Below are 22,282 nucleotides of genomic sequence, written 5' to 3'. Positions count from 1 at the left end.
AACGACCAGGTACGCCCGGCGGGGCCGGGTACCGCGCCTACCGCCCGCGTGCGAGGAGCCAGAGCAGGTACGGCGCCCCGACCACGCCCGTGACCACACCGACCGGCAGGACGTTGCCGGGGATCGCGAACTGCGCCAGCAGGTCGCTCGCGAGCGTGACGACCGCGCCGACGGCCGCGACGACGCCGAGCGCGACCCGCCCGTTGCCGACGAGACGGCGTCCGATCGGTGCCGCCATCAGCGCGACGAAGGCGACCGGGCCCGCCGTCGCGACCGCTCCCGCGGTGAGGCCGACGGCGGTGAGGAGCAGGAGCGACTTCGCGCGGTCGGGCCGGAGTCCGAGGGCGGCGGCCACCTCGTCCCCGAGCGCGAGGACCGTCAGCCGGCGGGACTGCGCGAGCGCAGCGGCCAGGAGCAGGACGACGGCGACCGCGAGGATGCCGACGAGGGTGCGGTCCACCGCGTTCAGGCTGCCCGAGAGCCAGAGGAGCGCGGTGCCCGCCTGCTGGACGGTGCCCGCGGTCAGCATCCAGCCGGTGATGCTGAGGCAGATCGCCGCCACCCCGATGCCGACCAGGACGACGCGGTTGCCGGTGATCCCCCGACGCCAGGAGAGCGCGGCGATGACGACCGACACGAGCAGGGCGCCGACGACGACGGACCCGAAGAGCACACCGCCGCTCGCCCCGAAGAGCACGATCGCGGTCAGCCCCGAGGCACTCGCGCCCGAGGTGATGCCGATGACGTCGGGGCTCGCGATCGGGTTGCGGACGACGCTCTGCACGATGCCGCCGGCGGCACCGAGGGCGGCACCGACCAGCACGGCACCGGCGACCCGGGGGCCGCGGAGCTGCCCGACGACGAAGTCCGAGACGGTGTCACCGTGTCCGACCAGGGCGCCGGCGACCTGTAGCGGCGAGAGCGGGATCTCCCCCACCCCGAGCCCGACGAGCACGAGGGCGACCAGGAGCACGAGCACCGCGCCGAGGACGGCGAGCTCGCGACGGACCGCGGTCACAGGCCGGTCACCACCCGCGACCGGACGAGCCAGATGAACACCGGGGCACCGATGAGCGCGGTCACGATGCCGACCTGCAGCTCCCCCGGGTACGCGACCACCCGCCCGATCACGTCGGCGACGAGCAGGAGGGCGGGTGCGACGAGGGCGGACAGGAGGATCGTCCAGCGCTGGTCGGGCCCGCTCAGTCGACGGACGGCGTGCGGGACGGCGAGGCCGACGAACGCGATCGGTCCGGCGGCTGCCACCGCGGACCCCGCGAGCAGGACCGTCACGACACCGCCGACGATGCGGACGAGCACGACCCGCTGGCCGAGCGACGCGGCGAGTTCGTCACCGAGCGCGAGTGTGTTCAGGGAGCGTCCCAGCCCGGCGGCCACGACGAGTCCGACGAGGACGGGGACGGCCACGACGCCGGCGGTGCCGAGGTCCTTGCCGGCGAGCGCTCCGACCTGCCAGAAGCGCAGCTGGTCGAGCAGGCTCTGGCTCGACACGAGGACCGCCGTGGTGACCGACGACAGGGCGGCGGCGACGACCGCTCCGGCGAGCGCGAGGCCCACCGGCGACAGCCCCCGCCGGGCGACGGCCGCGATGCCGTAGACGAGCAGCGCCGCGAGCCCGGCCCCGACGAAGGCGAAGGGCAGGTACGCGGCGGTCCCGCTGATGCCGAACACCGCGATCCCGACGACCACGGCGAGGGCTGCTCCGGCGTTGATGCCGAGGATGCTCGGGTCGGCCAGCGGGTTCCGGGTCACGCCCTGCATCACGGCACCGGCCACCCCGAGCGCGGCGCCGGCGAGCAGCCCCACGACGGTACGCGGGACGCGGTTGCCGAGCACGATGAGTCCCACCTCGTCGTCCCGGTGCGGGTGCAGGACGACGTCGAGGACGGTGCCGAGCGGGATCGGGCGCGAGCCGAACGCCACGGAGAGCGCGACGGCCACCACCAGGGCGGCGACGGCGAGCAGCGCTGCCCCGACGAGACGGGACCGCGAGGCGGGTGCCGGGCGGGGCCGGACTGCAGGGGTGACGGGTGAGGACGCGCGCATGGGAGGTGCGGCAAGCCTAATCCCGCCCCTCGTTCGGCGGCCCCCGAGGAAGCCCGGAGCCGGCACAGGGTCCGTTCATAGGGTCGTCATGGGTTCGGCTCCTGTACTGGTCTCCGTCGACGCCCGACCGGGTCGTCGAGGAACGAACCGCCACCCCTCGGGTGGTCGAGGGACGACCGGAGAGCACCCATGAACGAGAACCCCGCCGACGACCAGCGCGCGACCGACCGTCCCGGCTGGGAGGCCCCGCACGCCGACCGCGACGCCCTCCGCCCGGCGTACGCCTTCGACGGCAGCGGCCCGTGGCTGTACGGCACCGACGGCTCGGGGCCGTACGCCTACACCCCGGACGGTCGCGGCCCGTACCTGCTCGGCAGCGCGGCCCTCGGCGGTCCCACGGACCCGCGTCCCGGTACCGCGAGCACGAGCACGGCGGCAGCAGGCGCGACGGCCGGCAGCACCCCCTGGGGCTGGACCTCGGGCGCGGCGGCAGCGAACCACCCCGGCGCGAAGCGCCCCCGGCGGCTCGGACTCGTCATCGGCTCGGGCGTCGCGGCGCTGGCGATCATCGGCGCGGCCGGCGGGACGGCGCTCGGCCTGTCCTCGCAGGGCACCACGACCACGTCGAGCCAGTCGCAGGGCACCACGACGCTGCCCGGCGGTGGCTCCGGCACGAGCGGTGGGACGAACGGTTTCACCGTGCCCGGGTACGGGAACGGCTCGGGCAGCGACGGCAGCAGCGGCAGCGGCAGCGGCAGCGGCAGCGGTACCGGCACGGGCACGGGCACGCAGACCGCCGCGACCCCGGCGACCGCGGCCCAGACGAAGGGCGTCGTGACGATCGACACCGTGATGAACTACGACACCTCGTCGCAGGCCGCGGGCACCGGCATGGTCCTCACCTCGGACGGCTTCGTCCTGACGAACAACCACGTGGTGCAGGGCGCCACGAGCATCGCGGTCACCGACGAGACGACCGGCAAGCAGTACCGGGCCGAGGTCGTCGGCACCGATGCCACGCACGACGTGGCCGTGCTCAAGCTGCAGGACGCGTCCGGCCTGTCCACGGTGACGCTCGACGACGACGGCGAACCGTCGACGGGTGACGCGGTGACGGACGTCGGCAACGCGGAGGGCACGGGCAACCTCGTCGCCGCCGCGGGCACGGTCACCGCCCTCGACCAGGACATCCAGGTGCAGAGCGAGTCCGGCACGGGCACGGAGTCGTTGCAGGGCCTGATCGAGGTCGCCGCGCAGATCGTCCCGGGCGACTCCGGCGGTCCGGTCCTGGACAGCGAGGGCGAGGTGGTCGGCATGGCCACCGCGGCGTCGTCGGGCTCCGCCGAGGTCACCGGGTACGCGATCCCGATCACGACCGCGAAGGCCATCGCGGACAAGATCCTCGCCGGGGAGTCCTCGGACACCGTCACGATCGGCCTGCCGGCGTTCCTCGGCGTCGAGGTCGGCTCGACCGCGACGACGCAGACCACCGCGGGTGTGCCGGTCGCCGGGACCGTCGACGGTTCGGGCGCCGCAGCAGCGGGACTGGTCGCCGGCGACACCATCACGAGCCTCGACGGCACGGCGGTCACGAGCAACGACGCACTGACGTCCGCGATCCGCTCGCACGCCGTCGGTGACCGGGTGCAGGTCGGCTACACCGATGCCTCGGGCACGGCGCACACCGTGACGGTGACCCTGACCGCAGGCCCCGCCGCCTAGCGAGGGCGCCGCGCGAGCGCCAGCGGCAGCAGCAGCGGCAGCGGTCTCAGCCGAGCAGCGCGCGCACCACGGACCGGTACACGTTCGCCGGGGAGTCGGACCGGAAGGCCGTCTCCCCGGCCTCCGTGCGTCCGACCCGGGCGAACCCGATGCCCTCGGCGTGCACGACGACGACGGGGGCCGGTCGACCCGGGCGACGGATCGACGAGACCGTCCACGGCGCGGCCCAGAAGCGCGCGAGCCGCGGGTCGGCCTCGGCGACGGCCACCGGCAGGTCCGGCGCGGTGTCGGCCGCACCCGTCCTGCGGGCCAGCAGGTCCGCGTGGAGCGACCCCGTGCGGAAGGGGAAGGTCCACGACGGGCGGATGCCGAGCCTCCCGGCCGCCAGCGCGACCACGCGCTCGACCGGCAGCCGGGCCACGGTGCCGCCCGTCTCGTCCGTCCCGTCCACGACGGTCTCCGACCAGGCCTGGAGGCGCGTGGTCCGCCCGTCGGGCAGGCGCTGTTCGAGGGTGACCGGCCGGGTGTCGTCGGCCCACGGCGCGAGGAGCTCCTGGGTGGTCTCGGGGAGCGTCCCGAGGCGGCCGACGAGCCCCGTCTGCACGAGTTCGCGACCGGCGGGCGAGCGCAGGAGCATCGGGTCCCACCGGCGTCCTGCCAGGCTGCGCAGGGTCGTGAGCGCGTCGGGACCGAGGTGCGTCCCGTCGAGCTGCGGGACCGGCGCCGCGACCGGCAGGGCCTCGAGCTCGCGCTGCGGGCGGGAGGGTGCCGGCTCGGTGGCACGGACCGACTCGAGCACGGTCGAGACCAGGTCGTCGGTCGCGAGCATCCGGGTGAGCGGTCGCTCGACGGTCAGGTCGACCCGGTGCCGACCGGTCACGAAGAGCAGGTGGGCGCCCGCGACGTCGCCGTCCTCGTCGGGGCGCACGTACTCGACCAGGCGTGCCGGGGCGCCCGCGGTCGTCCACGGGTCGCAGCCGATGAGCCGCAGGCCCTCGACCGACCCGGGCAGGCGTTCGAGCAGGCTGGTGTGCTCCTCGGCGACGGTGCGCTCCGAGGGGCGGGACCGGACGGTCAGGACGACGTCGTCACCGGTCAGCCGGAGGTCGGCCTGCGGGGAGTCCTCGCGGTGCCAGCGGTCGGGGCGGCGGAGCGTCAGGCGGGAGGTTCGGTCCTCGGTACCGAGCGGGACGGGGACGGCCATGGGTCGAGGCTACGTGGCGACGGCTGCGGGGACGGCGACGGCTCGCCGGTGCGCCGCGCGGGCGGAGCCTGCTCGCCGTCGGGCGAGGTGGGTGGAGCTGCGTCGCGGGCTGCGTCGCGTGCTGCGCTGCTGGCCGCGTCGCGGGCTGCGTTGCCGGGCTGCGTCGCGCGGCTGCTCAGGGGCGGCGCGTCCGCGGTGTCGGCGGCGGGGGCACGTGCTTCGCCGCGACCACGTCGGCGAGCGGGACGTCGACGTGCCCCCGTCGCGTCTCGATCGTGACCGTGTCGACGGTCCGTGCGGACAGGGTGCCGAGGGCGTCGCGAGCGCCGTCCCCGACCCGTGCCCGCACGACGAGCCGGTCGCCGGGGGACGCCGCACGCAGGACGCCGAGCGCCAGCGCCCGGGCGAGGGCATCCTGCTCGCTCGGAGCCCGGCCGTCCGGGTCCTGCTGCCGCGGTTCCTGCACCCGTCGAGCGTACGGCCCGATCGCACGGCTCGGGTGTCGGCCCGCTCGGGTCCCCGGCGCGGGCTGCTCGCAGGGCTGCGCCGCCTAGGGTGGTGGGATGGAGAAGGCGCGCGTCGACAGCTGGATCTGGGCGGTGCGGATCACGAAGACCCGGTCCGCCGCGACCAGTGCGTGCAAGGCCGGCCACGTCCGGGTGAACGGGGAACGTGCGAAGCCGGCGCAGCCGATCGCCCCCGGGGACGAGGTGCGGGTCCGTCAGCACGGGTTCGACCGCATCGTCGTCGTGACGGGCATCATCCTCAAGCGGACGAGCGCGACCGAGGCGGCGAAGCACTTCGAGGACCGGACCCCGCCCCGGCTCCCCCGCGAGGAGGCCGGGTTCGTCCCGACCCGGGACCGAGGCGCCGGTCGTCCGAGCAAGCGGGAGCGCCGCGACCTCGAGAAGCTCCGCGGCCACTGACGCGACCGGGCGTCGCGCCGCCGTCAGACGAAGCGGACGGTCTGCTGCAGGCGGTCGCGGACGTCGAACACGTCGACCGAGCCCTCCGGGGAGAACACCCCGTTCAGGACCTGACCGAGCGCACTGCGACGGACCACGAGCGCGGTGGGCTTGCGCGCCGACCCGACGACCTGGACGTCCTCGTCGACGGCGGAGTCCGGCACGACCATCAGCCGTCCGGTGAACTTCACGCGGGTCTGCTTCTGCACCGCTCGGGCTGCCCGCACGAGCTCCTTGACCGGACGCTCGCCCGGCGCCAGGGTCTCGCCGGCGATGTCACCGTGCTCGATGCGCACGGGAGCGCCCCAGTCGATCGACTCGACGGCCCAGAGTCCGCTCGGGGTCAGCACGGCGTGGTCGAGCTTGCCCTCGGCACCGGCGTCGAGGTCGTGCCACACGGTCACGCCGATGCCCATCCCCGCGATGATCGACGCCGTCGCCTCCTCCGCGAGGGCCTCGGCGAGCAGTCGGCGGATGTGCCGCGGCGCGGAGCGGACCAGCGCCGGGTCGTACGGGTCCTCGACGGGGTCGCCGAGGCCGACCCACTCGCGTTCGGCCTGCAGGAAGACCTCGCGGGAACGACCACCCGGGTGCCCGTACGAGCGCGCCCGCGGCCGGGAGTCGCGCCGAGCCGTCGGGGGCGCGAACCCCTGGCCGTCGTGCGACCAGACCGAGGACCCGGACGGACCGGACGCTGCGCTGGGGGTCGACGTGCGGGAGCCCGCGTCGTACGCCCGGCGGGCAGCCGGGGTCCCGATGCGCTCCCACGCGATCTGCACCTGGCGGAAGCGCCGGGCGTCTCCACCGAGGTCGGGGTGGGTCTCGCGAGCGGCACGACGGTACGCACGGCGGAGCGCGTCGTCGTCGGCGGTCGCGGGGACGCCGAGGACCTCGTACGGGGTGGCGTCGGCCGGGCTGTCGGTCATGGCCCTGCGACACTACCCGCTGGAGCATCGGAGTCCGCCGCGTGCGGGCTGGGAGCTGCCGGGAGGCCCGGTGCACGTCCGACGCGCGCGTCGCGCCCCGAGACGCCGGCGTCTGCGCGGGACGCCGCGGTCCGACGCGCGTCCCACACCGGCGAGACGACGGCGTCGGTGCGAGACGCCGTCCGCCGGTCGAGACGCCGCGGGATCCGGCGGCGTCTCGACGGCTCTGCGGCGTCCGGCACCGACGCCGGCGTCTCGACGGCTCTGCGGCGTCCGGCACCGACGCCGGTGCGCCGCGCAGCTCGTCCGCGCGGACGTCAGTCGGCGGTGACGGCCGCGCGGATCAGGTCCGCGTGGGACTCGATCCACGCCACGTCAGCCCGGTACAGGTCGGCGTGCCCGTGCTCGAGGTCGCTGAGGAACTTCGGGTTCCCCGCGGCGGCCTCGGTCTCCATCGTCGTGACGAGGGCGACGAGCGAGGCCGTGATCGTCTCGACGAGCACCCCGCGGGAACGGTCGTCGAGCCCGTAGGCGCGGCAGAACTCCGCCGCGCGGTCGAGGCGCTCGTCGAGTCCCGGCGCCGAACTGCCCTCGACGAGACCGGTGGTGAACGGCGCGAAGCGGTAGACCGCGCTCGCGACGTCCCAGACGCGCGGCCCGGGGTGCGCGGTGTCGAAGTCGATGAGCCCGACCGCGGCGATGCCGTCGTACACGCAGTTGTACGGCGCGAAGTCACCGTGCACGATCGTCTCGACCGGCAGCCGTTCGGCCTGCGACCAGACGTCGACCGCGTCGTCCCGCGGGTAGGTCGCCGCGACGTCGTGGTACTGGCGCAGCAGTCGCGCGGACGTGACGAGGGCCGCCTCGCTCGCGATCTCGGTGCTCCAGGGGTAGTTGCCCGCCGTGCCCGGCACGAAGCTCACCGTCTCGAGGGCGTCCCCGACGGCGATCGGTTCGGGTGCCGCGACGAAGCCCTGCTCGTGCAGGTGCGCGAGCAGCCGGTGCACCGTCGGTGTCCAGGGCCCCGCAGGGCGGTGCACACGGTCGTCGGCTCTGGTGACACGCTCCATCGTGACCTCCTGATCGGTACGTCTCCGTTGACGTGAGGGTCAGCGTAGCGACGCCGGGTGGGCGATGTCTCGATCCGGTCACGACGGCCGCGTGACGATCTCGCTCCACAACGTGTGCAAGCTTGCATGCAAGGCGTAGGATCGGCTGCCGTGAGCGACACCAGCACCGAGGTCTCCGCCGCAGGACGGGCGTACGAGCACGTCAAGCGGGCGATCATCCGCGGCGACCTGCCGGGCGGCACGGCGATCAGCGAGAACGTGCTCTGCCGGGAGATCGGCGTCTCGCGGACACCCGTGCACGAGGCGTTCCTGCGCCTGGCGGCCGAGGACCTCATCCTGCTCGGCGCCCGCCGGGGCGCCGTCGTGCGCCCGATGTCCCCGAACGAGGCGGCGGACGTGCTCGAGGTGCGTGAGGCGATCGAGTCGACCGCGGCGACCCGCGTCGTCACCGACGGCCGCGTGCCGGAACTGGCACCGCTCCTCCAGGCCGAGCTGGCGGAGCAGGAGGCGGCGGTGGCCGCCGGGGACGTCGACCGCTTCGTCGAGCGGGACGCGGCGTTCCACGGCGCCGTCGTCGCGGCGTCGCGGAACGCGATCGCCGTCCGCTTCGCGCGGACGCTCGGCGACCGGCAGCAGCGGCTGCGGCACCAGCTGATGCGCGTGCGACCGGAGCAGTTGCAGGCGTCGCTCGACGAGCACCGGGCGCTCGCCGCGGCCCTCGACGACGGGGACGCCGAGCGGTACGCGGCGGTCCTCCGAGCGCACGTCGCGTCCCACCGGGGCGCGCTGTGAGCGGCGCGACCGGGAGCATCCCGACCACCGGCTCCGTGCCGGTGCCGGTCAGCCGGGTGGCCCCGTGGGCGATGGTCTGGGGCGCGGTCTTCGTGTGCTCGTGGGGCGGCAACCAGTTCTCGCCGCTGCTGCTCATGTACGAGGAGCGGGCGCACTACTCGTCCGTGCTCGTCAACGTCTTCCTCGGGGTCTACGTCCTCGGGCTCGCACCCGCGCTGCTCGTCGCCGGGTCGCTCTCGGACCGGCACGGGCGGAAGCCGCTCATGCTCGTCGGCATCGCCGCGGCCGTCGTCGGCAGCGGACTCCTGGCACTCGGGCCGTTCGGACCCGGCTTCCTCGCGGCCGGCCGGCTGTTCTCCGGCGTCACGGTCGGCATCGCGATGGCGGTCGGCAACAGCTGGGTGAAGGAGCTCTCGCAGGGCCGCCACGACCCCTCGGCCGATGCCGGCTCCGGGGCACGGCGCGCGTCGCTGGCCTTCACGCTGGGGTCCGGGATCGGTGCCCTCGTCGCCGGTGGGATCGCGCAGTGGGGGCCGGTGCCCGAGGTCCTGCCGTTCCTCGTGCACATCTGCGTCGCGGCACCGTTCGCCCTCGTCGTGTGGCGAGCGCCGGAGACCGCGGTGAACGGTGGTCTCGCCGGTCCGTGGTGGCGGCAGCTCGCGATCCCGAGTGCCGGGCACCGACGCTTCACGCGGGTGGTCGTCGTCGCGGCACCGTGGATCTTCGGGTCCGCTGCGATCGGCTACGGGTACCTGCCGACCCGGCTCGCGGGAGCGACCGGTCCGTGGGGCTTGGTGTTCGCGACCGCCGCGACCGTCGTCGCCCTCGGGGTCTCGAGCGCGGTGCAGCCGCTCGCCAAGCGCGTGCACTCGGTGTCCTCGGCGCGCGGGCTCGTCACCGCCGTCGCCGTGATGACCGTCGGGATCGGGGTCGTGCTCCTGGCGGTGGAGCTGCAGTCGGTGTGGGTCGGGCTCGCGGCGAACGTGGTGATCGGCGTCGGGATGGGGACCGCGCTCGTGTCCTCGTTGCTCGAGGTCCAGCGGATCGCCGGGTCGCGCGACCTCGCCGGCCTGACGGGAGCGTTCTACGCGGTGGCGTACAGCGGGTTCCTGGCGCCGGCGGTCATCGCGGCGATCGCGGGCGGTGCCGGGGTCCCGGTGTCGGCGATCCTGGCCGTGGTGGTCGGGCTCGGGGTGGTGTCGTGGGTGGCGCTGCTGGTGTCGTCGAAGCGGTACGTGCCGGAGGGCTGACGCCGCAGCGGGCCGGCGCTGCAGTGGACCGCCGCAGCAGCGGACCGGCGCTGCGGTGGGCCGACGCAGCAGCGGACCGATGCAGCGGTGGCGGACTACTGCTCGCGGAACCAGCCGGGGCCGCGGACCTCGGCGCCCAGGGCCTCGACCCGGGTACGGAGCTCCCGGTCCGCCGTGACGACGACGACCGGTGCGTGTCCGTCGCCGAGCGCCGACCGGGCAGCCTCGACGATCGCGTCGTCGCCGGAGCCCTCGGCGCGGACGACCCCGACCGAGTCGGCCGCACCGCCGAGGTCGCCGGCACCGACGGCACCCGCCGCCGTGCCCGCAGCACCGGCACCCGCGCCGGCCGCCCGCGCCTCGCCCTCGAGCACCACCGTCCACCGCGGCCACCAGCGGGCGAAGGGCAACCCGAGCTCCCCCGCGCCCACGCCCCGTCCGGCGAGCGCCGCCACGGACGACAGCAGCCGCTCCGCCGCGCCCGCACGGTCCTTCCACCAGCCGTCCGGCACGCTGCCGACGACGTTCGCCGCGTCCACCACCACGTGCGGGACCGTCTCGATCGCGCCGCGCAGGGCCGGCCACGAGGCACCGAAGCCCGGGTGCAGGGGCAGCGCGTCGACCTCGGCGACGGGGACCCACGACAGCGCGAGGCTCTCGCGGTCCGCGATCACCGGCTCGAACGGGCGGCGGGCGCGACCGACGACGGTCGTGTAGGTCCAGAAGCCCAGGTCGAGCACGGCGGCGTGCCGCAGGTCGATGCCGTCCTCGGGCACCCCGGCCTCCTCCGCGGACTCCCGGAGCGCGGCGGTGACGGCGTCCTCGTCCTGGTGGCGTGCACCACCGGGGATCCCCCACGTGCCGCCGTGGTGGCTCCACTCGACGCGGTGCTGCAGGAGCACCCGGCCGGCACCGTCGTCGACGAGCAGGCCGGCCGCGCCGAAGCGTCCCCAGGCCTTGGTGCCGTCCGGTCCGACGGCCCACGCGTCGCCGGGGTCGCGGGGTCCGGGCGGCGGTCCGGGAGGGGTCACGTCAGGCACCCGTCAACACTGGCACACCGCACCCCCGGAGTGCCCGGAGGAGGTCGTCGGACGTCGTGTACGGTGTCGTCCGAGACACGGGGTGCCGCACCGAGCGGCTGAGATCACACCCGTCGAACCTGCTCGAGCTCGTACTCGCGAAGGGATCGTCCATGCACACTGCTGCGCCCGTACCCGGACCCGCCGGCTCCCCGTCCCCGGACTGGGCCGACCGCACCGCCACGCTGCTCGAGGAGGTGCGCGCCCGCAGCACCCTGGTGCAGTGCATCACGAACACCGTGGTGCAGAACGTCACGGCGAACGTCCTGCTCGCCCTCGGCGCCTCCGCGGCGATGGTCGACGTCACCACCGAGGCCGGCCCGTTCGCCCGCGTCGCCGACGCCCTGCTCGTCAACACCGGCACCCCGCACCCGGAGCCGCGTGCGGCGTCGGTCGAGGCGGCATCCGCGGCCGTCGACGTCGGCACACCGTGGGTCCTGGACCCCGTCGCGGTCGGCGCGCTGCCGGTCCGCACCGCCCTCGCCCGCGAGCTCCTCGCGCTCCGGCCGACCGTGCTGCGCGGGAACGCCTCGGAGGTCCTCGCCCTGCTCGGCGACGCCGACGGCGGCCGCGGGGTCGACAGCACCGCCGGCACGGACGAGGCGCGGGCGGCAGCGCTCCGGGCGTCGGACGGGAGGCTCGTGGGCGCCGTGGCCGCGTCCGGTCCCGTCGACCTGCTGGTCGCGCCGGGCACCGGCGTGGTGCGGGTCGCGAACGGGTCGCCGCTGCTGACCCGCATCACCGGGGGCGGGTGCGCGCTCGGCGCGGTGGTCGCCGCCTTCGCGGCGGTGGTCCCGGACGACCCGGGCGCAGCAGCCGTCGCCGGGACGGTGGTGCACACGGTCGCCGCCGAGCTCGCCGCACGTGACGCCGGCGGCCCGGGGACCTTCCAGCCGCTGTTCCTCGACCGGCTGGCGACGCTGACCCCCGAGGACGTCCTCCGGGTGGCGCGCATCACCCCGGAGTCCGCACCACCGACGATCCCGGGGTCCGCTGCAGCGCCGACGGTGGTCCGACCGTGAGCGCCCCGACGGACCTGGGCGTCTACCTGGTCACCGACCCGGTGCTCGTCGATCGGCACGGCAGGGGCGTGCTCGGCGTCGTCCGTGCCGCGGTCGACGCCGGGGTGCGGCTCGTGCAGGTGCGCGACAAGCAGGCACCGGTCCGCGACCTCCTCGCCCTCACCGCCGCGGTGGCCGACGCCGTCGGGGACCGCGCGACCGTCGTGGTGGACGACCGGACGGACGTCGCGCTCGCCGCCCGACGTGCCGGACACCGGGTCGCGGGCGTGCACCTCGGCCAGTCGGACCTGCCCGTCGCGGCCGCCCGCGCGCTCCTCGGCCCGGACGCCCACGTGGGGCTCACCGCGAACACCCCGGCCCACCTGGCGGCCCTCGCGGAGCTGCCCCGCGGCACCGTCGACCTGCTCGGCGTCGGTGTCGTCCACCCGACCTCGACGAAGCCGGACCACCCGCCGGCGCTCGGCGTGGACGGCGTCGCCCGGATCACCGGTGCGGCGCGCCCGCTCGGGGTCCCGTGTGTCGCGATCGGCGGCGTGACCCTGGACGACGTCGCGCCGCTGCGTGCGGCCGGTGTCGCCGGTGTCGCGGTGGTGTCCGGGATCTGCGCCGCCGCCGACCCGCACGTGGCAGCGGCGGCGTACCTCCGCGCCTGGAGCGGGTCGTGACCGGCGCCGAGCCCGCCGTGGGCTCGACGTCGCCGCCGGTGCCGCCGGTGCCGGTGCCGGGGCGGCCGCACGTGCCGCGGGTCCTCAGCATCGCGGGCACCGACCCGACGGGCGGCGCCGGACTCCACGCGGACCTCAAGGCGATCACGGCGCACGACGGCTACGGCATGGGCGTCGTGACGGCCCTGGTCGCGCAGAACACCCACGGCGTGCGGTCGGTGCACGTCCCCGACGTCGGGTTCCTCCGCGAGCAGCTCGACGCCGTGTCGGACGACGTGGTGGTCGACGCCGTCAAGATCGGGATGCTCGGCACCGTCGAGGTCGTCCGCACGGTCACGGACTGGGTCCGCGCACACCGCCCGCCCGTGGTCGTCGTGGACCCGGTGATGGTGGCCACGAGCGGCGACCGGCTGCTCGACCGGCAGGCGACCGCCGCGATGGGCGACCTGCTCTCGCTCGCCGACCTCGTGACCCCGAACCGCGCCGAGCTGACCGACCTCGTCGCGCTCGCCGGGGGCACCGCACCGACACCCCTCGAAGCCGCACGGCTCGTGGCCCGTCGGTGGGACGTCCTGGTGCTCGCGAAGGGCGGGCACGACACCGGGCCGACCGCCGACGACGTGCTCGTCCGGCCCGACGGCTCCGCCCGCACCTTCCGGGGCCCGCGCATCGCGACGACCAACACGCACGGCACGGGGTGCTCCCTGTCGAGCGCGATCGCGACGCTCGCCGCACGCGACGGCGACTGGGAGCTCGCGGTCGGCGGGGCGAAGACGTGGCTCACCGCCGCGCTCCGTGGCGCCGACGCGCTCCGGGTCGGGACGGGCAACGGACCGGTCGACCACGGTGCGCTCACCCGTGCCGCGCTCCCCCCGACGACCTGGACGGACCGGTGGTGGGCGGACGTCGCCGAGACCCTCGACCGGACGCTCTCGTGCTCCTTCCTGGAGCGCCTGCGTGACGGCACGCTCGACGGGGACGTGTTCGCCCGGTACCTCGCGCAGGACGTCCACTACCTGCGGGCCTACGAGCAGCACCTGCGACGGCTGGTCGCCACCACGGACGGCGAGCCCGCGGCGTTCTGGGCCTCGGCCGCCGCGGGCTGCGCCGACGAGGCACGCGACCTGCACCACCGCCGCCTGGCGGGCACGCACGCCGACGACCCGGTCCACCCGACGTGCGCCGGGTACCTCGCCCACCTGCAGGCCGCGGCCGACAGCGGGTCGGTCGGGGTGCTCGCCGCCGCCGTGCTGCCGTGCTTCCGGGTCTACGCCTGGGTCGGCACGCAGCTCGGCCGCGCCCCGGAGGGACACCCCTTCGCGGACTGGCTCGGCGCGTACGGCGACCCGGCGTTCGCTGCGGCGAGCGCCGAGGCGACCGCGCGCGTCGAGGCGCTCGCGGCCGCCGCGGACCCGTCCGAGCGGGGGCGGATGGCGCGGGCGCACCGACGGTCGACCGAGTGGGAGCTCGCGTTCTTCCGGATGCCGACGGGACACGTGGACCCGTCGGCCCCGTCGGCCCCGCCGATGCAGCGCGACTGACCGGACCACGGCTGTCGCACGCGGCACGGGACGGTCGGGAGGCACGGGGCGGACCCGAGCCGTGCCTCCCGTCCGGTGGGTCCCCCGTCTGCCGACTCGCCCGTCCGGTGGTCGTGCGGTCGCGTCAGCGCGCCGCCGGCGGCAACCGGACCGTCTCGACCGTCAGCGCACGCCCGTCCACCGTTCCCCGCATCCACGTGAAGTCGGGCTGCCTGCGGCGGTCCGTCGGCGACCCGGGGTTGAGCAGGCGCATCCCCGACGGCGCGACCGAGTCCCACGGGATGTGCGAGTGCCCGAACACGAGCACGTCGGTGTCCGGGTACGCGGCGTCCGCCCGGCGCTCGCGACCCGTCGCCGCACCGGTCTCGTGCACCAGGGCGAAGCGGAGGTCCTCCACCGTGAAGCGGGCCACCAGCGGCAGCCGGTCGTCGAACTCGGGGCCGTCGTTGTTGCCGCGGACGCCCTCGAACCGACGGGACCGACCCTGCACGGCGTCGAGGGTGGCGAGGTCGACCCAGTCCCCCGCGTGCACGACGAGGTCCGCCGCGTCGACGTCCGCCCAGAGCCCAGCCGGCAGGTCCTTCGCGCGCTTCGGCAGGTGGGTGTCGGAGAGCAGGACGAACGAGGTGGTCACGGGGCGTCGGGACCGTCCGTACCGGCGTGGCCGTCCGGCGTCGCGCGGGCGGGCATCGGCAGACCGGCCTCGTCGGCGGCGCCGAGTCGTTCGAGCAGCCCGGCGAGGAGCGCGATGTCGTCGTCCGACCAGTCGGCGAGCCGTTCCTCGAGCGCGTCGCGGTGCAGGCGCACCGAGCGGTCGAGGGCGGCACGACCGGCGTCGGTCGCCTCGAGGGGCTTCGCGTTGCCGGAGCCGCCGTCGGTGGTCCGCACGAGCCCCGCCGCGAGCAGGCCGGACAGCTGCCGCGAGATCGTCGAGCGGTTGAGCCGCAGGTACCGGGCGATGTCGATCGCCATGCACCCGGGGTGCTGCACGACGAAGTCGACGAGGGACTGGTCGACGACGCTGAGCACGAGGTCGTCGCCGCGCGCCCGGATGCTCGCACGTCGCGTGATGCGGGCGAGTTCGGTGTAGGCGCGTCCGATGTCGTCGTTGCGGACCTCGTCGTCGGGGCGTCCGCCGTCACGGACCGCCGAGCTCGGGCTGCTCATCGCGTTCTCCAGCCTGTCACTGCGTGCGCCGGGTGCTCGGCGCTGGTGGGTGCCGCCACCCTACCGGCGGTCACGGGCTGCTCCCCCTCAGTGACCGGCGGCTGCGGCCTGCAGCGCGGGGATGTCGAGCTTGACCATGTCCTGCATCGCCTTGAACACCCGGGCGTTGGCCTCGGGGTCACCGCCGCCGGTCATCAGGTCGCCCATCATCGACGGGGTCACCTGCCACGTCAGGCCCCAGCGGTCGTGCAGCCACCCGCACGCGAGCGGTCGGCCGCCGTCGGCGAGGAGCGCGTCCCACACCCGGTCGAGCTCGTCCTGCGTGTCGACGTCGACCTGGAAGGACACGGCGTCGGTGTGCGGGTGCCCCGGGCCACCGTTCATCGCCCGGTAGGGCTGTCCGAGGAGCGTGAACTCGACGACGAGGGCGGTGCCGTCCGGCGTCCGGGCGACGCTGTCGACCCGACTGTCCGGGAAGAGCGACGTGTAGGTCGTGGCGGCCTGTTCGGCCTGGTCGTCGAACCAGAGGAACGGGGTGATCGTGGGCACGGTGCCTCCGGGTGCTCGGGTGCGGCCGCGACGCTGCGGCCGGAGCGTGGGGTGGGTCAGTCCGCGGTGCCGCGGCTGAGCAGGTCGGCCTTCTCGGGGTGTTCGTCGAACCACTTGCCGACGAACCAGCACATCGGCACGATGCGCTTCGTGGTCCTCGCCTCGACGTCGGCGACGGCGTGCGCGACGAGCTCCGCCGCGTAGCCGTGCCCGCGGTGGCTCGGGACCGTGTACGTGTGCGGGAACGACACGGCGTCCTCCGCGGCCCGGTAGTCGAGCACGCTCACGAGCTCGCCGTCGACGTACATCGCGTAGCGGTCGCGGTCGGCTTCGTCGCGGAACTCGTGGGCCATGGCGCCATCATGCACCCGACGGGCAGCGGCCGCACGGCGACGACGGCCCGGGGCGACCGCCGGTGGGAATGCGCTGCTCGGCGCCGCGTTGCACGACCGCATGACAACGATCGGCATCATCGGAGCAGGCAACATCGGATCCCAGCTCGCGCGCCTCGCCGTGCAGCACGGCCACGAGGTCGTGATCGCCAACTCGCGCGGCCCCGAGACCCTGCAGGACCTGGTCTCGGAGCTCGGCGAGCACGCCCGCGCGGCCACCCGCGACGAGGCGGCAGCAGCGGGCGACATCGTCGTCGTGACCACCCCGCTCGCGGCGATCGAGACGATCCCGGTCGAACCCCTGGTCGGCAAGGTCGTCATCGACACCAACAACTACTACCCGCAGCGTGACGGCCACATCGCGTCCCTCGACGAGGAGACGACGACCACCGCCGAGCTCCTGCAGGACCACCTGCGCGGTGCCCGGGTCGTCAAGGCGTTCAACCACATCGCCGCCACGGCACTGACCGACGAGGCCACCCCCGCCGGCACCCCCGACCGCCGGGCCCTGGTGGTCGCGGGCGACGACGCCGACGCCAAGCGGGTCGTCTCCGACCTGATCGACGAGTTCGGGTTCGACGTGGTCGACGCGGGCCCCCTCGCCGAGGGCTGGCGCATCCAGCGCGACACCCCCGGGTACGTCACGCGGTACACCGCCGACGAGCTCCGGGCGAAGCTCGCCGAGGCGGAGCGCTACCGCGACATGTAGCCCCCACCTCCGCAACACGCCACGAAGGCGGTTCCCCGCAGCGGTACAGCTCGGCGCGGAGCCGCCTTCGTTGCGTCTCGCGAGCCCCGGCCGCGAGGCATCCTGCGCGAAGTGGACTGCGCGACCCCGGAACTGGGGCTGCGCAGCGGTCCATGCACGCGGATAGAAATGACGATGGATCAGAAGAGCGAGGGAGCACGAGTGGCGTCGCACCGCATGCCGGACCGAGACCGGCCGCGTCGAGCGGTCCCTGCGTGGGTCGTCGCACCCCCCGAGGACACCGCCGTCGGCCGGGAGGCACCACGCGCCCCCGCCCCGCAGGCACCCGTCCTCGACGCGGTCGCGGCCGTCCCCGTGGTCACCCCCGGGATGCCGGGTGCGGCGGGTCCGACGCCGCCGCAGGACCCGACCGACGCGCTGCCCGCCGTCGACGTCGTCGTGCCCGACTACCCGCCGCAGGAGCACCTGCTCCCGCCGGCCCCGACCTCGCCCGCGGTGCAGGTGCCGCCGTTCGACACCGCACCCCTGCCGGTGTCCCCCGTCGACGCCGCCGAGTCGGGCGGCCCCCTCACTCCGCCGGTCGACCCGACGCACAGCGCCCACGCCCCGGCACCGGTGGAGCCCCCCGCTCCCGCCGCCCCCGTCGTCGGACAGCCCCGCTTCTCGGTCCCCGGACTCGAGCACGTCCTGGTCGAGGGCGCGGAACCCGAGCCCTCCGGACCGATCGGGTACCGCACGCCGGCGCGCTTCGCCCGGCAGCAGGCACCGCGGCCGACCGTCGTCGACCCCGCGCCGTCCGGCTTCGACGCCGTCATCGCAGCGCCCGCCGCGCCCACCGTCCAGGCACCGTCGGTCTTCCCGGGCGGACCCGCCGCCGCCTCCACGCCGGCGGCCGCCGTGCCCACGGCAGCGGCTGCCGCACCCACGGCAGCGGCCGGGCCGTCGGCAGCCGGTGCCCCGGTCGCCGGCGGTGTGTCCGCGCCCTACCGGCGGGGTCGCCGGTCGGGACCGGCCGCGGCTCGCACCGGCACCGACGCCGAGGTGGGCGGGCACGACGACGGTGAGCAGGGCCTCCAGGCCGACCGTCGGACGTCCCGCGACCGCAGCCGCACCGCGATCGGGGCGACCCCGGCAGCCGTGCTCGGCGCCGTGACCGGTGTCGCCGCCCTCGCCCTCGCCGCCTGGTGGTTCACGGCGCCGGCGACGGTGCACGCGACCGGACTGGTCCTCGGGGTGCTCGCACTCGCGCTGTCGGTGACGGCCCTGCGGACCCCCGCGGCGACGTGGCAGCGACCGGTGGCGCTCCTCGGGGCGGTGCTCGGCGGTGTCGGCACGCTCGTGCTCCTCTGGGCGGTCGCCGCGGCGCTGCTGGCACCCGCCGGCGTGACGCTGCCCGACCTCACCGGCACGGGGACGACGCCGACCCTCGCGCCGTAGCGCTCAGACGGCGCGGACGACCCCGCGGGACAGGATCGCGCTCGTCAGGGCGTCGATCGGCTCGCGCTGCACGGTCGGGTTCGCGATGAGCACGTAGTCGACGGCGGGCAGGTCCGGCAGCGAGAGCCGCTGCGACACCTTCACGAGGTCGGCCGGGATCAGCGAGTGCGGGAACACCGCGACCCCGATGCCCGCCCGGACCGCCGCGAGCACGCCGTTCACGTCACGGGTGTTGCAGGTGATCCGCCAGGTGCGCCCGGCGGACTCGAGGGCGTCGATCGCCATCTGCCGGCTGATGCTCGGCGCCTGGTACGCGATCAGCGGGACGGGCTCGTCGGCTTCGAGCGCGAAGCCGTCCTGCGCCATCCACACCATCTGGTCGGTCGCGACGCGGGTGCCCTCGGCGGACTCCCCCGCGGTCTGCTTGATGAACACGAGGTCGAGCTGACCCGCGTGCACCCGGCGGAGGAGCGGCGCGGACTGGTTCACCGTCAGCTCGAGGTTCACCTGCGGGTGCAGCCGGCGGAAGTCCCGCAGGATGCGCGGCAGCTGCGTGATCGCGAGGTCGTCCGCCGCACCGAAGCGGAGCCGGCCGCGGGTCGCGGCCCCGGAGAAGTAGGCGTCGGCGGTCGCGTGCGCGGCGAGGATCGAGCGGGCGAACCCGGCCATCGCGTCGCCGTTGTCGGTGAGCGCCACCCCGCGGGTGTCCCGGGCCACGAGGGTCCTCGCCACCGCGGTCTCGAGCCGACGCACGTGCTGCGAGACGGTCGGCTGGCTGATGCCGAGGCGCTGCCCGGCGAGCGTGAAGCTGCCGGTCTCGGCGACGGCGAGGAACGTGCGGAGCAGCACCGGGTCGAGCACGTGACCTCCTCCGGCGGACGGGCCGCCGCCATTCGACATCGCAATGGAGTGATAGCCACCATAGGGGTGTCGAATGGCCCGGCGCCACGTAGTTTCGAACGGGTACCGACTCCACCCCCGACGATCCGGAGCCCCACCACCGTGAGTGCGTCATCGACGACCCTCCCTCCACCCACCGAACCACTCCCGATCCAGGCCGAGCGTCCACCGTGGCGGCACACCCTCATCGCCCTGTCGGTCCCCAACTTCCGGCTGTTCACCGCAACCAACCTCGTGGCGATGACCGCGGGCTGGATGCAGCGGATCGCGCAGGACTGGCTCGTCCTGCAGCTCACCGGCTCCGTCGCGCAGGTCGGCATCACCGTCGCGTGCCAGTTCGCGCCGATGCTGTTCTTCGGGCTCTGGGGCGGGGTGCTCGTCGACCGGTTCTCGAAGCGCGCGCTCATGATGCTCACCCAGGGCGCCTTCGCGGTGCTCTCCGCACTGCTCGCCGTCCTGACCCTCACCGGCGTGGTCGAGGCGTGGCACATCTGGGTCATCGCGTTCCTGGTCGGGATGGTCACCGTCATCGACAACCCCGCGCGGCAGGTCTTCGTCACCGAGATCGTCGGGCACCAGCACCTGCGGAACGCGATCAGCGTCAACTCGAGCGTGTTCCAGCTCGGCGGGATGATCGGGCCCGCGCTGTCCGGAGCGCTGCTCGTCGCCGTCGGGGCGGGGTGGTCGTTCGGGGTGAACGCGATCGCCTGCGTCGCCGTGGTCGTGACGCTCGGGTTCCTCCGGACCTCGGAGCTCCACCGGACCCCGCCGATGCCGCGCGCCAAGGGACAGCTCGTCGAGGGCCTGCGCTACGCCGTCCGGAAGCCGACGATCCTGGTGCCGGTCGTGCTCATGGCGTTCTTCTCGGTGTTCGCCCTGACGATGCCGGTGCTGCTCTCGGCCTTCGCGTCGGAGGTCTACGACGTGGGCGCGGGCGGCTACGGGGTGTTCAACTCCGCGGTCGCGGTCGGAGCCCTGGCCGGGGCGCTGCTCTCGACCAGGCGCGCGACCGTGCGGCTGCGGACGATCGTCGGCGGGGTGTTCTGGACGGGCGTGCTGCTCGTCGTGAGCGGCTCGATCCCGGTGATCGCGCCGTTCACCGTGGCGCTCGTCGCGGTCGGGATGTCACAACTGCTGTTCATGACGGCGTCGAACTCGCTCGTGCAGCTGTCGTCGAACGTCGCGATCCGAGGCCGGGTGATGTCGCTCTACGTGCTCGTGCTGCTCGGCGGCCAGGCCGTGGGCGGGCCGGTCATGGGGCAGGTCGTCGACCACTTCGGCGCGCACGTCGGCATGGTGGTCGCCGGGGGCGTCCCCGCGGTGGCGGCGGTCGTCGCCGGCGTCGTGCTCGCACGGCGGGGCGGGCTGCACCTGGCGGTGCGGATGCGGCACCACGTGCCGCTGCCCGCGATCGAGGCGCGGTAGCGCGCGGTAGCGCACGCGGCGCGCGGCGCGCGGCGCGCGGCTGCGGGGTCGCGGCGCGCGGCGCGCGGCGCGCGGCGCTGGAGCACAACCGGAAGCACGTCGCGCCACGGAAACACACGGCGCGACGTGCGTTCCGTTGTGCAGGAGCACGCCGCACCACGCGACGGACGGGAGGCACGGGCCGACCCCGCACCGCGCCTCCCGTCCGGCAACGGAACACGCGCAGGGGCGCGGCACAACCGAAAGCACGTCGCGCCACGGAAACACACGGCACGACGTGCGTCCCGTTGTGCAGGAGCACGCCGCACCACGCGACGGACGGGAGGCACGGTGCCACCCCGCGCCGCGCCTCCCGTCCGGCGACGGAACACGCGCGGGGGCGCGGCACAACCGAAAGCACGTCGCGCCACGGGAACACGTGGCACGACGTGCTTTCCGTTGTGCAGCAGCACGCCGCACCACGTAGCGGACGGGAGGCACGGGCCGACCCCGCACCGCGCCTCCCGTCCGGCAACGGAACACGCGCAGGGGCGCGGCACAACCGAAAGCACGTCGCGCCACGGGAACACACGGCACGACGTGCGTTCCGTTGTGCAGGAGCACGCCGCACCACGCGACGGACGGGAGGCACGGGCCGACCCCGCACCGCGCCTCCCGCCCGTCAGCGGGTCGCGCCGGCCGCTCGCGTCAGTACGCGACGCCGAACCGCGCGCGGTGGTGCGCCGGGTGCTCGATCTCGTCGACGATCGCGATCGCGTAGTCCGCACCGGAGATGTCCGAGTTGCCCTCGGCGTCGGTGAGGAGCAGGTCGTCCGTGGTGCGGTAGGTGCCCCGACGCTCGCCGGGGTTGTACCCGCCGAAGGCCGCGGCCGGGCTCACGTAGAACCAGTCGACGTCGCCGGTGTACCCACCGGAGCGCAGGCGGTCGAGGATCTCACCGTGGCTCTTCGCCTCGCCCTTGAAGGCGTCGGGGAACTCGGCGGTCTCGTAGAGCGCCGGACCGCCCTCGGCGACGAGCAGCGAACCCGCACCACCGACGATGCCGAGCCGGGCGCCGGCAGCAGCCGCTGCGTCGACGAAGTGCTGGAACTTGTCCTTCAACTCACTGCCGTCCGCCTGGACCGCGTGCAGCGAGACCACGACGACGTCGGCGTCCTTCGTGACGTCCGCCACGAACGACGGGTCGAAGGCATCGCCCTGCGCGAGGGTGAGCCCCTCGGCGGCGTCGAGCTTGGAGGTGTCGCGAGCGACGGCGGTGACGGCGAGACCGCGGGACAGGGCCTCGCGGACGATGGCGGAGCCGGCGTACCCGGTGCCGCCGAAGACGACGATGTTGGTCATGAGAGTCCTTCCGTGACTGGTGCGACCGACGGTACTCGCGTTACTCTCTTCTGGGAAGT

Annotated in this window: 23 protein-coding genes and 1 riboswitch; of the genes, 10 read left to right on the top strand and 13 right to left on the bottom strand. The window is 74.9% G+C overall.

Translation table 11 applies throughout. From position 1 onward, the window contains the following. Nucleotides 1-37: 37 nt before the first annotated feature. Both Q9R28_RS00655 and Q9R28_RS00650 read right to left on the bottom strand, forming a co-directional pair. Nucleotides 38-1,018 (bottom strand): iron chelate uptake ABC transporter family permease subunit, encoded by a 981-nt coding sequence (locus Q9R28_RS00655; protein WP_311205278.1) that lies wholly within the window; start codon nucleotides 1,016-1,018, stop codon nucleotides 38-40. Continuing rightward, nucleotides 1,015-2,067, bottom strand: a complete 1,053-nt coding sequence (locus tag Q9R28_RS00650; RefSeq protein WP_066653690.1) for an iron ABC transporter permease — start codon at nucleotides 2,065-2,067, stop codon at nucleotides 1,015-1,017. Before Q9R28_RS00650 ends, Q9R28_RS00655 begins: the two co-directional genes overlap by 4 nt. Nucleotides 2,068-2,256: 189 nt before the next feature. On the opposite strand from Q9R28_RS00650, the gene Q9R28_RS00645 reads away from it, so the two are divergent. Then, complete coding sequence (locus tag Q9R28_RS00645; protein ID WP_311205277.1) at nucleotides 2,257-3,789, top strand: trypsin-like peptidase domain-containing protein; 1,533 nt, start codon at nucleotides 2,257-2,259, stop codon at nucleotides 3,787-3,789. Nucleotides 3,790-3,835: 46 nt separating this feature from the next. On the opposite strand, the gene Q9R28_RS00640 is transcribed toward Q9R28_RS00645, so the two are convergent. Continuing rightward, nucleotides 3,836-4,993, bottom strand: coding sequence for a hypothetical protein (locus tag Q9R28_RS00640; RefSeq protein ID WP_311205276.1), 1,158 nt, complete (start codon nucleotides 4,991-4,993; stop codon nucleotides 3,836-3,838). Nucleotides 4,994-5,168: 175 nt separating this feature from the next. Further along, the gene (locus tag Q9R28_RS00635; RefSeq protein ID WP_235426549.1) at nucleotides 5,169-5,459 is read right to left on the bottom strand and encodes a hypothetical protein; all 291 of its coding nucleotides are present in this window, start codon (nucleotides 5,457-5,459) and stop codon (nucleotides 5,169-5,171) included. A gap of 97 nt (nucleotides 5,460-5,556) precedes the next feature. On the opposite strand from Q9R28_RS00635, the gene Q9R28_RS00630 reads away from it, so the two are divergent. Beyond that, nucleotides 5,557-5,919, top strand: coding sequence for an RNA-binding S4 domain-containing protein (locus Q9R28_RS00630; protein WP_066653687.1), 363 nt, complete (start codon nucleotides 5,557-5,559; stop codon nucleotides 5,917-5,919). 23 nt (nucleotides 5,920-5,942) lie between these two features. On the opposite strand, the gene Q9R28_RS00625 is transcribed toward Q9R28_RS00630, so the two are convergent. Next, nucleotides 5,943-6,884 (bottom strand): DnaJ domain-containing protein, encoded by a 942-nt coding sequence (locus tag Q9R28_RS00625; protein ID WP_251160137.1) that lies wholly within the window; start codon nucleotides 6,882-6,884, stop codon nucleotides 5,943-5,945. 317 nt (nucleotides 6,885-7,201) lie between these two features. Beyond that, nucleotides 7,202-7,954, bottom strand: a complete 753-nt coding sequence (locus Q9R28_RS00620) for a phosphotransferase enzyme family protein (protein WP_081984784.1) — start codon at nucleotides 7,952-7,954, stop codon at nucleotides 7,202-7,204. A 150-nt stretch (nucleotides 7,955-8,104) separates the two neighbouring features. Between Q9R28_RS00620 and Q9R28_RS00615 the strand changes: the two genes are divergently transcribed. Together Q9R28_RS00615 and Q9R28_RS00610 are read left to right on the top strand one after the other, a co-directional pair. Continuing rightward, nucleotides 8,105-8,746: a GntR family transcriptional regulator gene (locus tag Q9R28_RS00615; RefSeq protein ID WP_066653683.1), complete on the top strand. Its 642-nt coding sequence runs from the start codon at nucleotides 8,105-8,107 to the stop codon at nucleotides 8,744-8,746. After that, nucleotides 8,743-9,996, top strand: coding sequence for an MFS transporter (locus tag Q9R28_RS00610; RefSeq protein ID WP_311205275.1), 1,254 nt, complete (start codon nucleotides 8,743-8,745; stop codon nucleotides 9,994-9,996). Before Q9R28_RS00615 ends, Q9R28_RS00610 begins: the two co-directional genes overlap by 4 nt. Nucleotides 9,997-10,091: 95 nt before the next feature. On the opposite strand, the gene Q9R28_RS00605 is transcribed toward Q9R28_RS00610, so the two are convergent. After that, the gene (locus Q9R28_RS00605) at nucleotides 10,092-11,036 is read right to left on the bottom strand and encodes an NUDIX domain-containing protein (protein ID WP_251160138.1); all 945 of its coding nucleotides are present in this window, start codon (nucleotides 11,034-11,036) and stop codon (nucleotides 10,092-10,094) included. A 68-nt stretch (nucleotides 11,037-11,104) separates the two neighbouring features. After that, nucleotides 11,105-11,200, top strand: a riboswitch (TPP riboswitch). Between Q9R28_RS00605 and thiM the strand changes: the two genes are divergently transcribed. The 3 genes from thiM (at nucleotide 11,189) to thiD (ending at nucleotide 14,303) form a co-directional block, all read left to right on the top strand. Then, a complete protein-coding gene (gene thiM, locus Q9R28_RS00600) occupies nucleotides 11,189-12,097 on the top strand; it encodes a hydroxyethylthiazole kinase (protein ID WP_311205274.1) in 909 nt (302 codons plus the stop codon). Its footprint overlaps the riboswitch before it by 12 nt. Next, nucleotides 12,094-12,762, top strand: a complete 669-nt coding sequence (thiE, locus tag Q9R28_RS00595; RefSeq protein ID WP_311205273.1) for a thiamine phosphate synthase — start codon at nucleotides 12,094-12,096, stop codon at nucleotides 12,760-12,762. The genes thiM and thiE overlap by 4 nt, the downstream gene beginning before the upstream one ends. Beyond that, a complete protein-coding gene (thiD, locus tag Q9R28_RS00590) occupies nucleotides 12,759-14,303 on the top strand; it encodes a bifunctional hydroxymethylpyrimidine kinase/phosphomethylpyrimidine kinase (protein ID WP_311205272.1) in 1,545 nt (514 codons plus the stop codon). The genes thiE and thiD overlap by 4 nt, the downstream gene beginning before the upstream one ends. Before the next feature lie 124 nt (nucleotides 14,304-14,427). Here the strand turns inward: thiD and Q9R28_RS00585 are convergent, their stop codons facing one another. From Q9R28_RS00585 to Q9R28_RS00570, 4 genes are all read right to left on the bottom strand, one after another. Further along, the gene (locus tag Q9R28_RS00585) at nucleotides 14,428-14,937 is read right to left on the bottom strand and encodes a metallophosphoesterase (RefSeq protein WP_066653676.1); all 510 of its coding nucleotides are present in this window, start codon (nucleotides 14,935-14,937) and stop codon (nucleotides 14,428-14,430) included. Next, entirely contained in the window at nucleotides 14,934-15,470 is a 537-nt protein-coding gene (locus Q9R28_RS00580) for a MarR family winged helix-turn-helix transcriptional regulator (protein WP_311205271.1), read from the bottom strand. The genes Q9R28_RS00585 and Q9R28_RS00580 overlap by 4 nt, the downstream gene beginning before the upstream one ends. Nucleotides 15,471-15,557: 87 nt before the next feature. Next, on the bottom strand, nucleotides 15,558-16,019 hold the full coding sequence (locus Q9R28_RS00575) for a VOC family protein (RefSeq protein ID WP_066653671.1): 462 nt from the start codon (nucleotides 16,017-16,019) through the stop codon (nucleotides 15,558-15,560). A gap of 56 nt (nucleotides 16,020-16,075) precedes the next feature. After that, nucleotides 16,076-16,372 (bottom strand): GNAT family N-acetyltransferase, encoded by a 297-nt coding sequence (locus Q9R28_RS00570; protein ID WP_066653669.1) that lies wholly within the window; start codon nucleotides 16,370-16,372, stop codon nucleotides 16,076-16,078. Here Q9R28_RS00570 and Q9R28_RS00565 point away from each other — a divergent pair. Next, entirely contained in the window at nucleotides 16,371-17,120 is a 750-nt protein-coding gene (locus Q9R28_RS00565) for an NAD(P)-binding domain-containing protein (RefSeq protein WP_311205270.1), read from the top strand. The two genes, Q9R28_RS00570 and Q9R28_RS00565, sit on opposite strands and share 2 nt — an antisense overlap. Before the next feature lie 174 nt (nucleotides 17,121-17,294). Beyond that, nucleotides 17,295-18,557, top strand: a complete 1,263-nt coding sequence (locus Q9R28_RS00560; protein WP_311205269.1) for a hypothetical protein — start codon at nucleotides 17,295-17,297, stop codon at nucleotides 18,555-18,557. 3 nt (nucleotides 18,558-18,560) lie between these two features. On the opposite strand, the gene Q9R28_RS00555 is transcribed toward Q9R28_RS00560, so the two are convergent. Beyond that, nucleotides 18,561-19,418, bottom strand: a complete 858-nt coding sequence (locus Q9R28_RS00555) for a LysR substrate-binding domain-containing protein (RefSeq protein ID WP_311205268.1) — start codon at nucleotides 19,416-19,418, stop codon at nucleotides 18,561-18,563. Nucleotides 19,419-19,559: 141 nt separating this feature from the next. Here Q9R28_RS00555 and Q9R28_RS00550 point away from each other — a divergent pair, with 141 nt between their 5' ends. Beyond that, nucleotides 19,560-20,882, top strand: a complete 1,323-nt coding sequence (locus Q9R28_RS00550; protein WP_066653656.1) for an MFS transporter — start codon at nucleotides 19,560-19,562, stop codon at nucleotides 20,880-20,882. 687 nt (nucleotides 20,883-21,569) lie between these two features. Here Q9R28_RS00550 and Q9R28_RS00545 read toward each other — a convergent pair. Next, complete coding sequence (locus Q9R28_RS00545) at nucleotides 21,570-22,223, bottom strand: NAD(P)-dependent oxidoreductase (RefSeq protein WP_066653653.1); 654 nt, start codon at nucleotides 22,221-22,223, stop codon at nucleotides 21,570-21,572. Nucleotides 22,224-22,282 lie beyond the last annotated feature (59 nt).

This window comes from Curtobacterium sp. BRD11 (genome assembly GCF_031844345.1).
Taxonomy (GTDB): domain Bacteria; phylum Actinomycetota; class Actinomycetes; order Actinomycetales; family Microbacteriaceae; genus Curtobacterium.
Note: the sequence above shows the minus strand (reverse complement) of the source record. Positions and strands in the feature narration are given on the sequence as shown.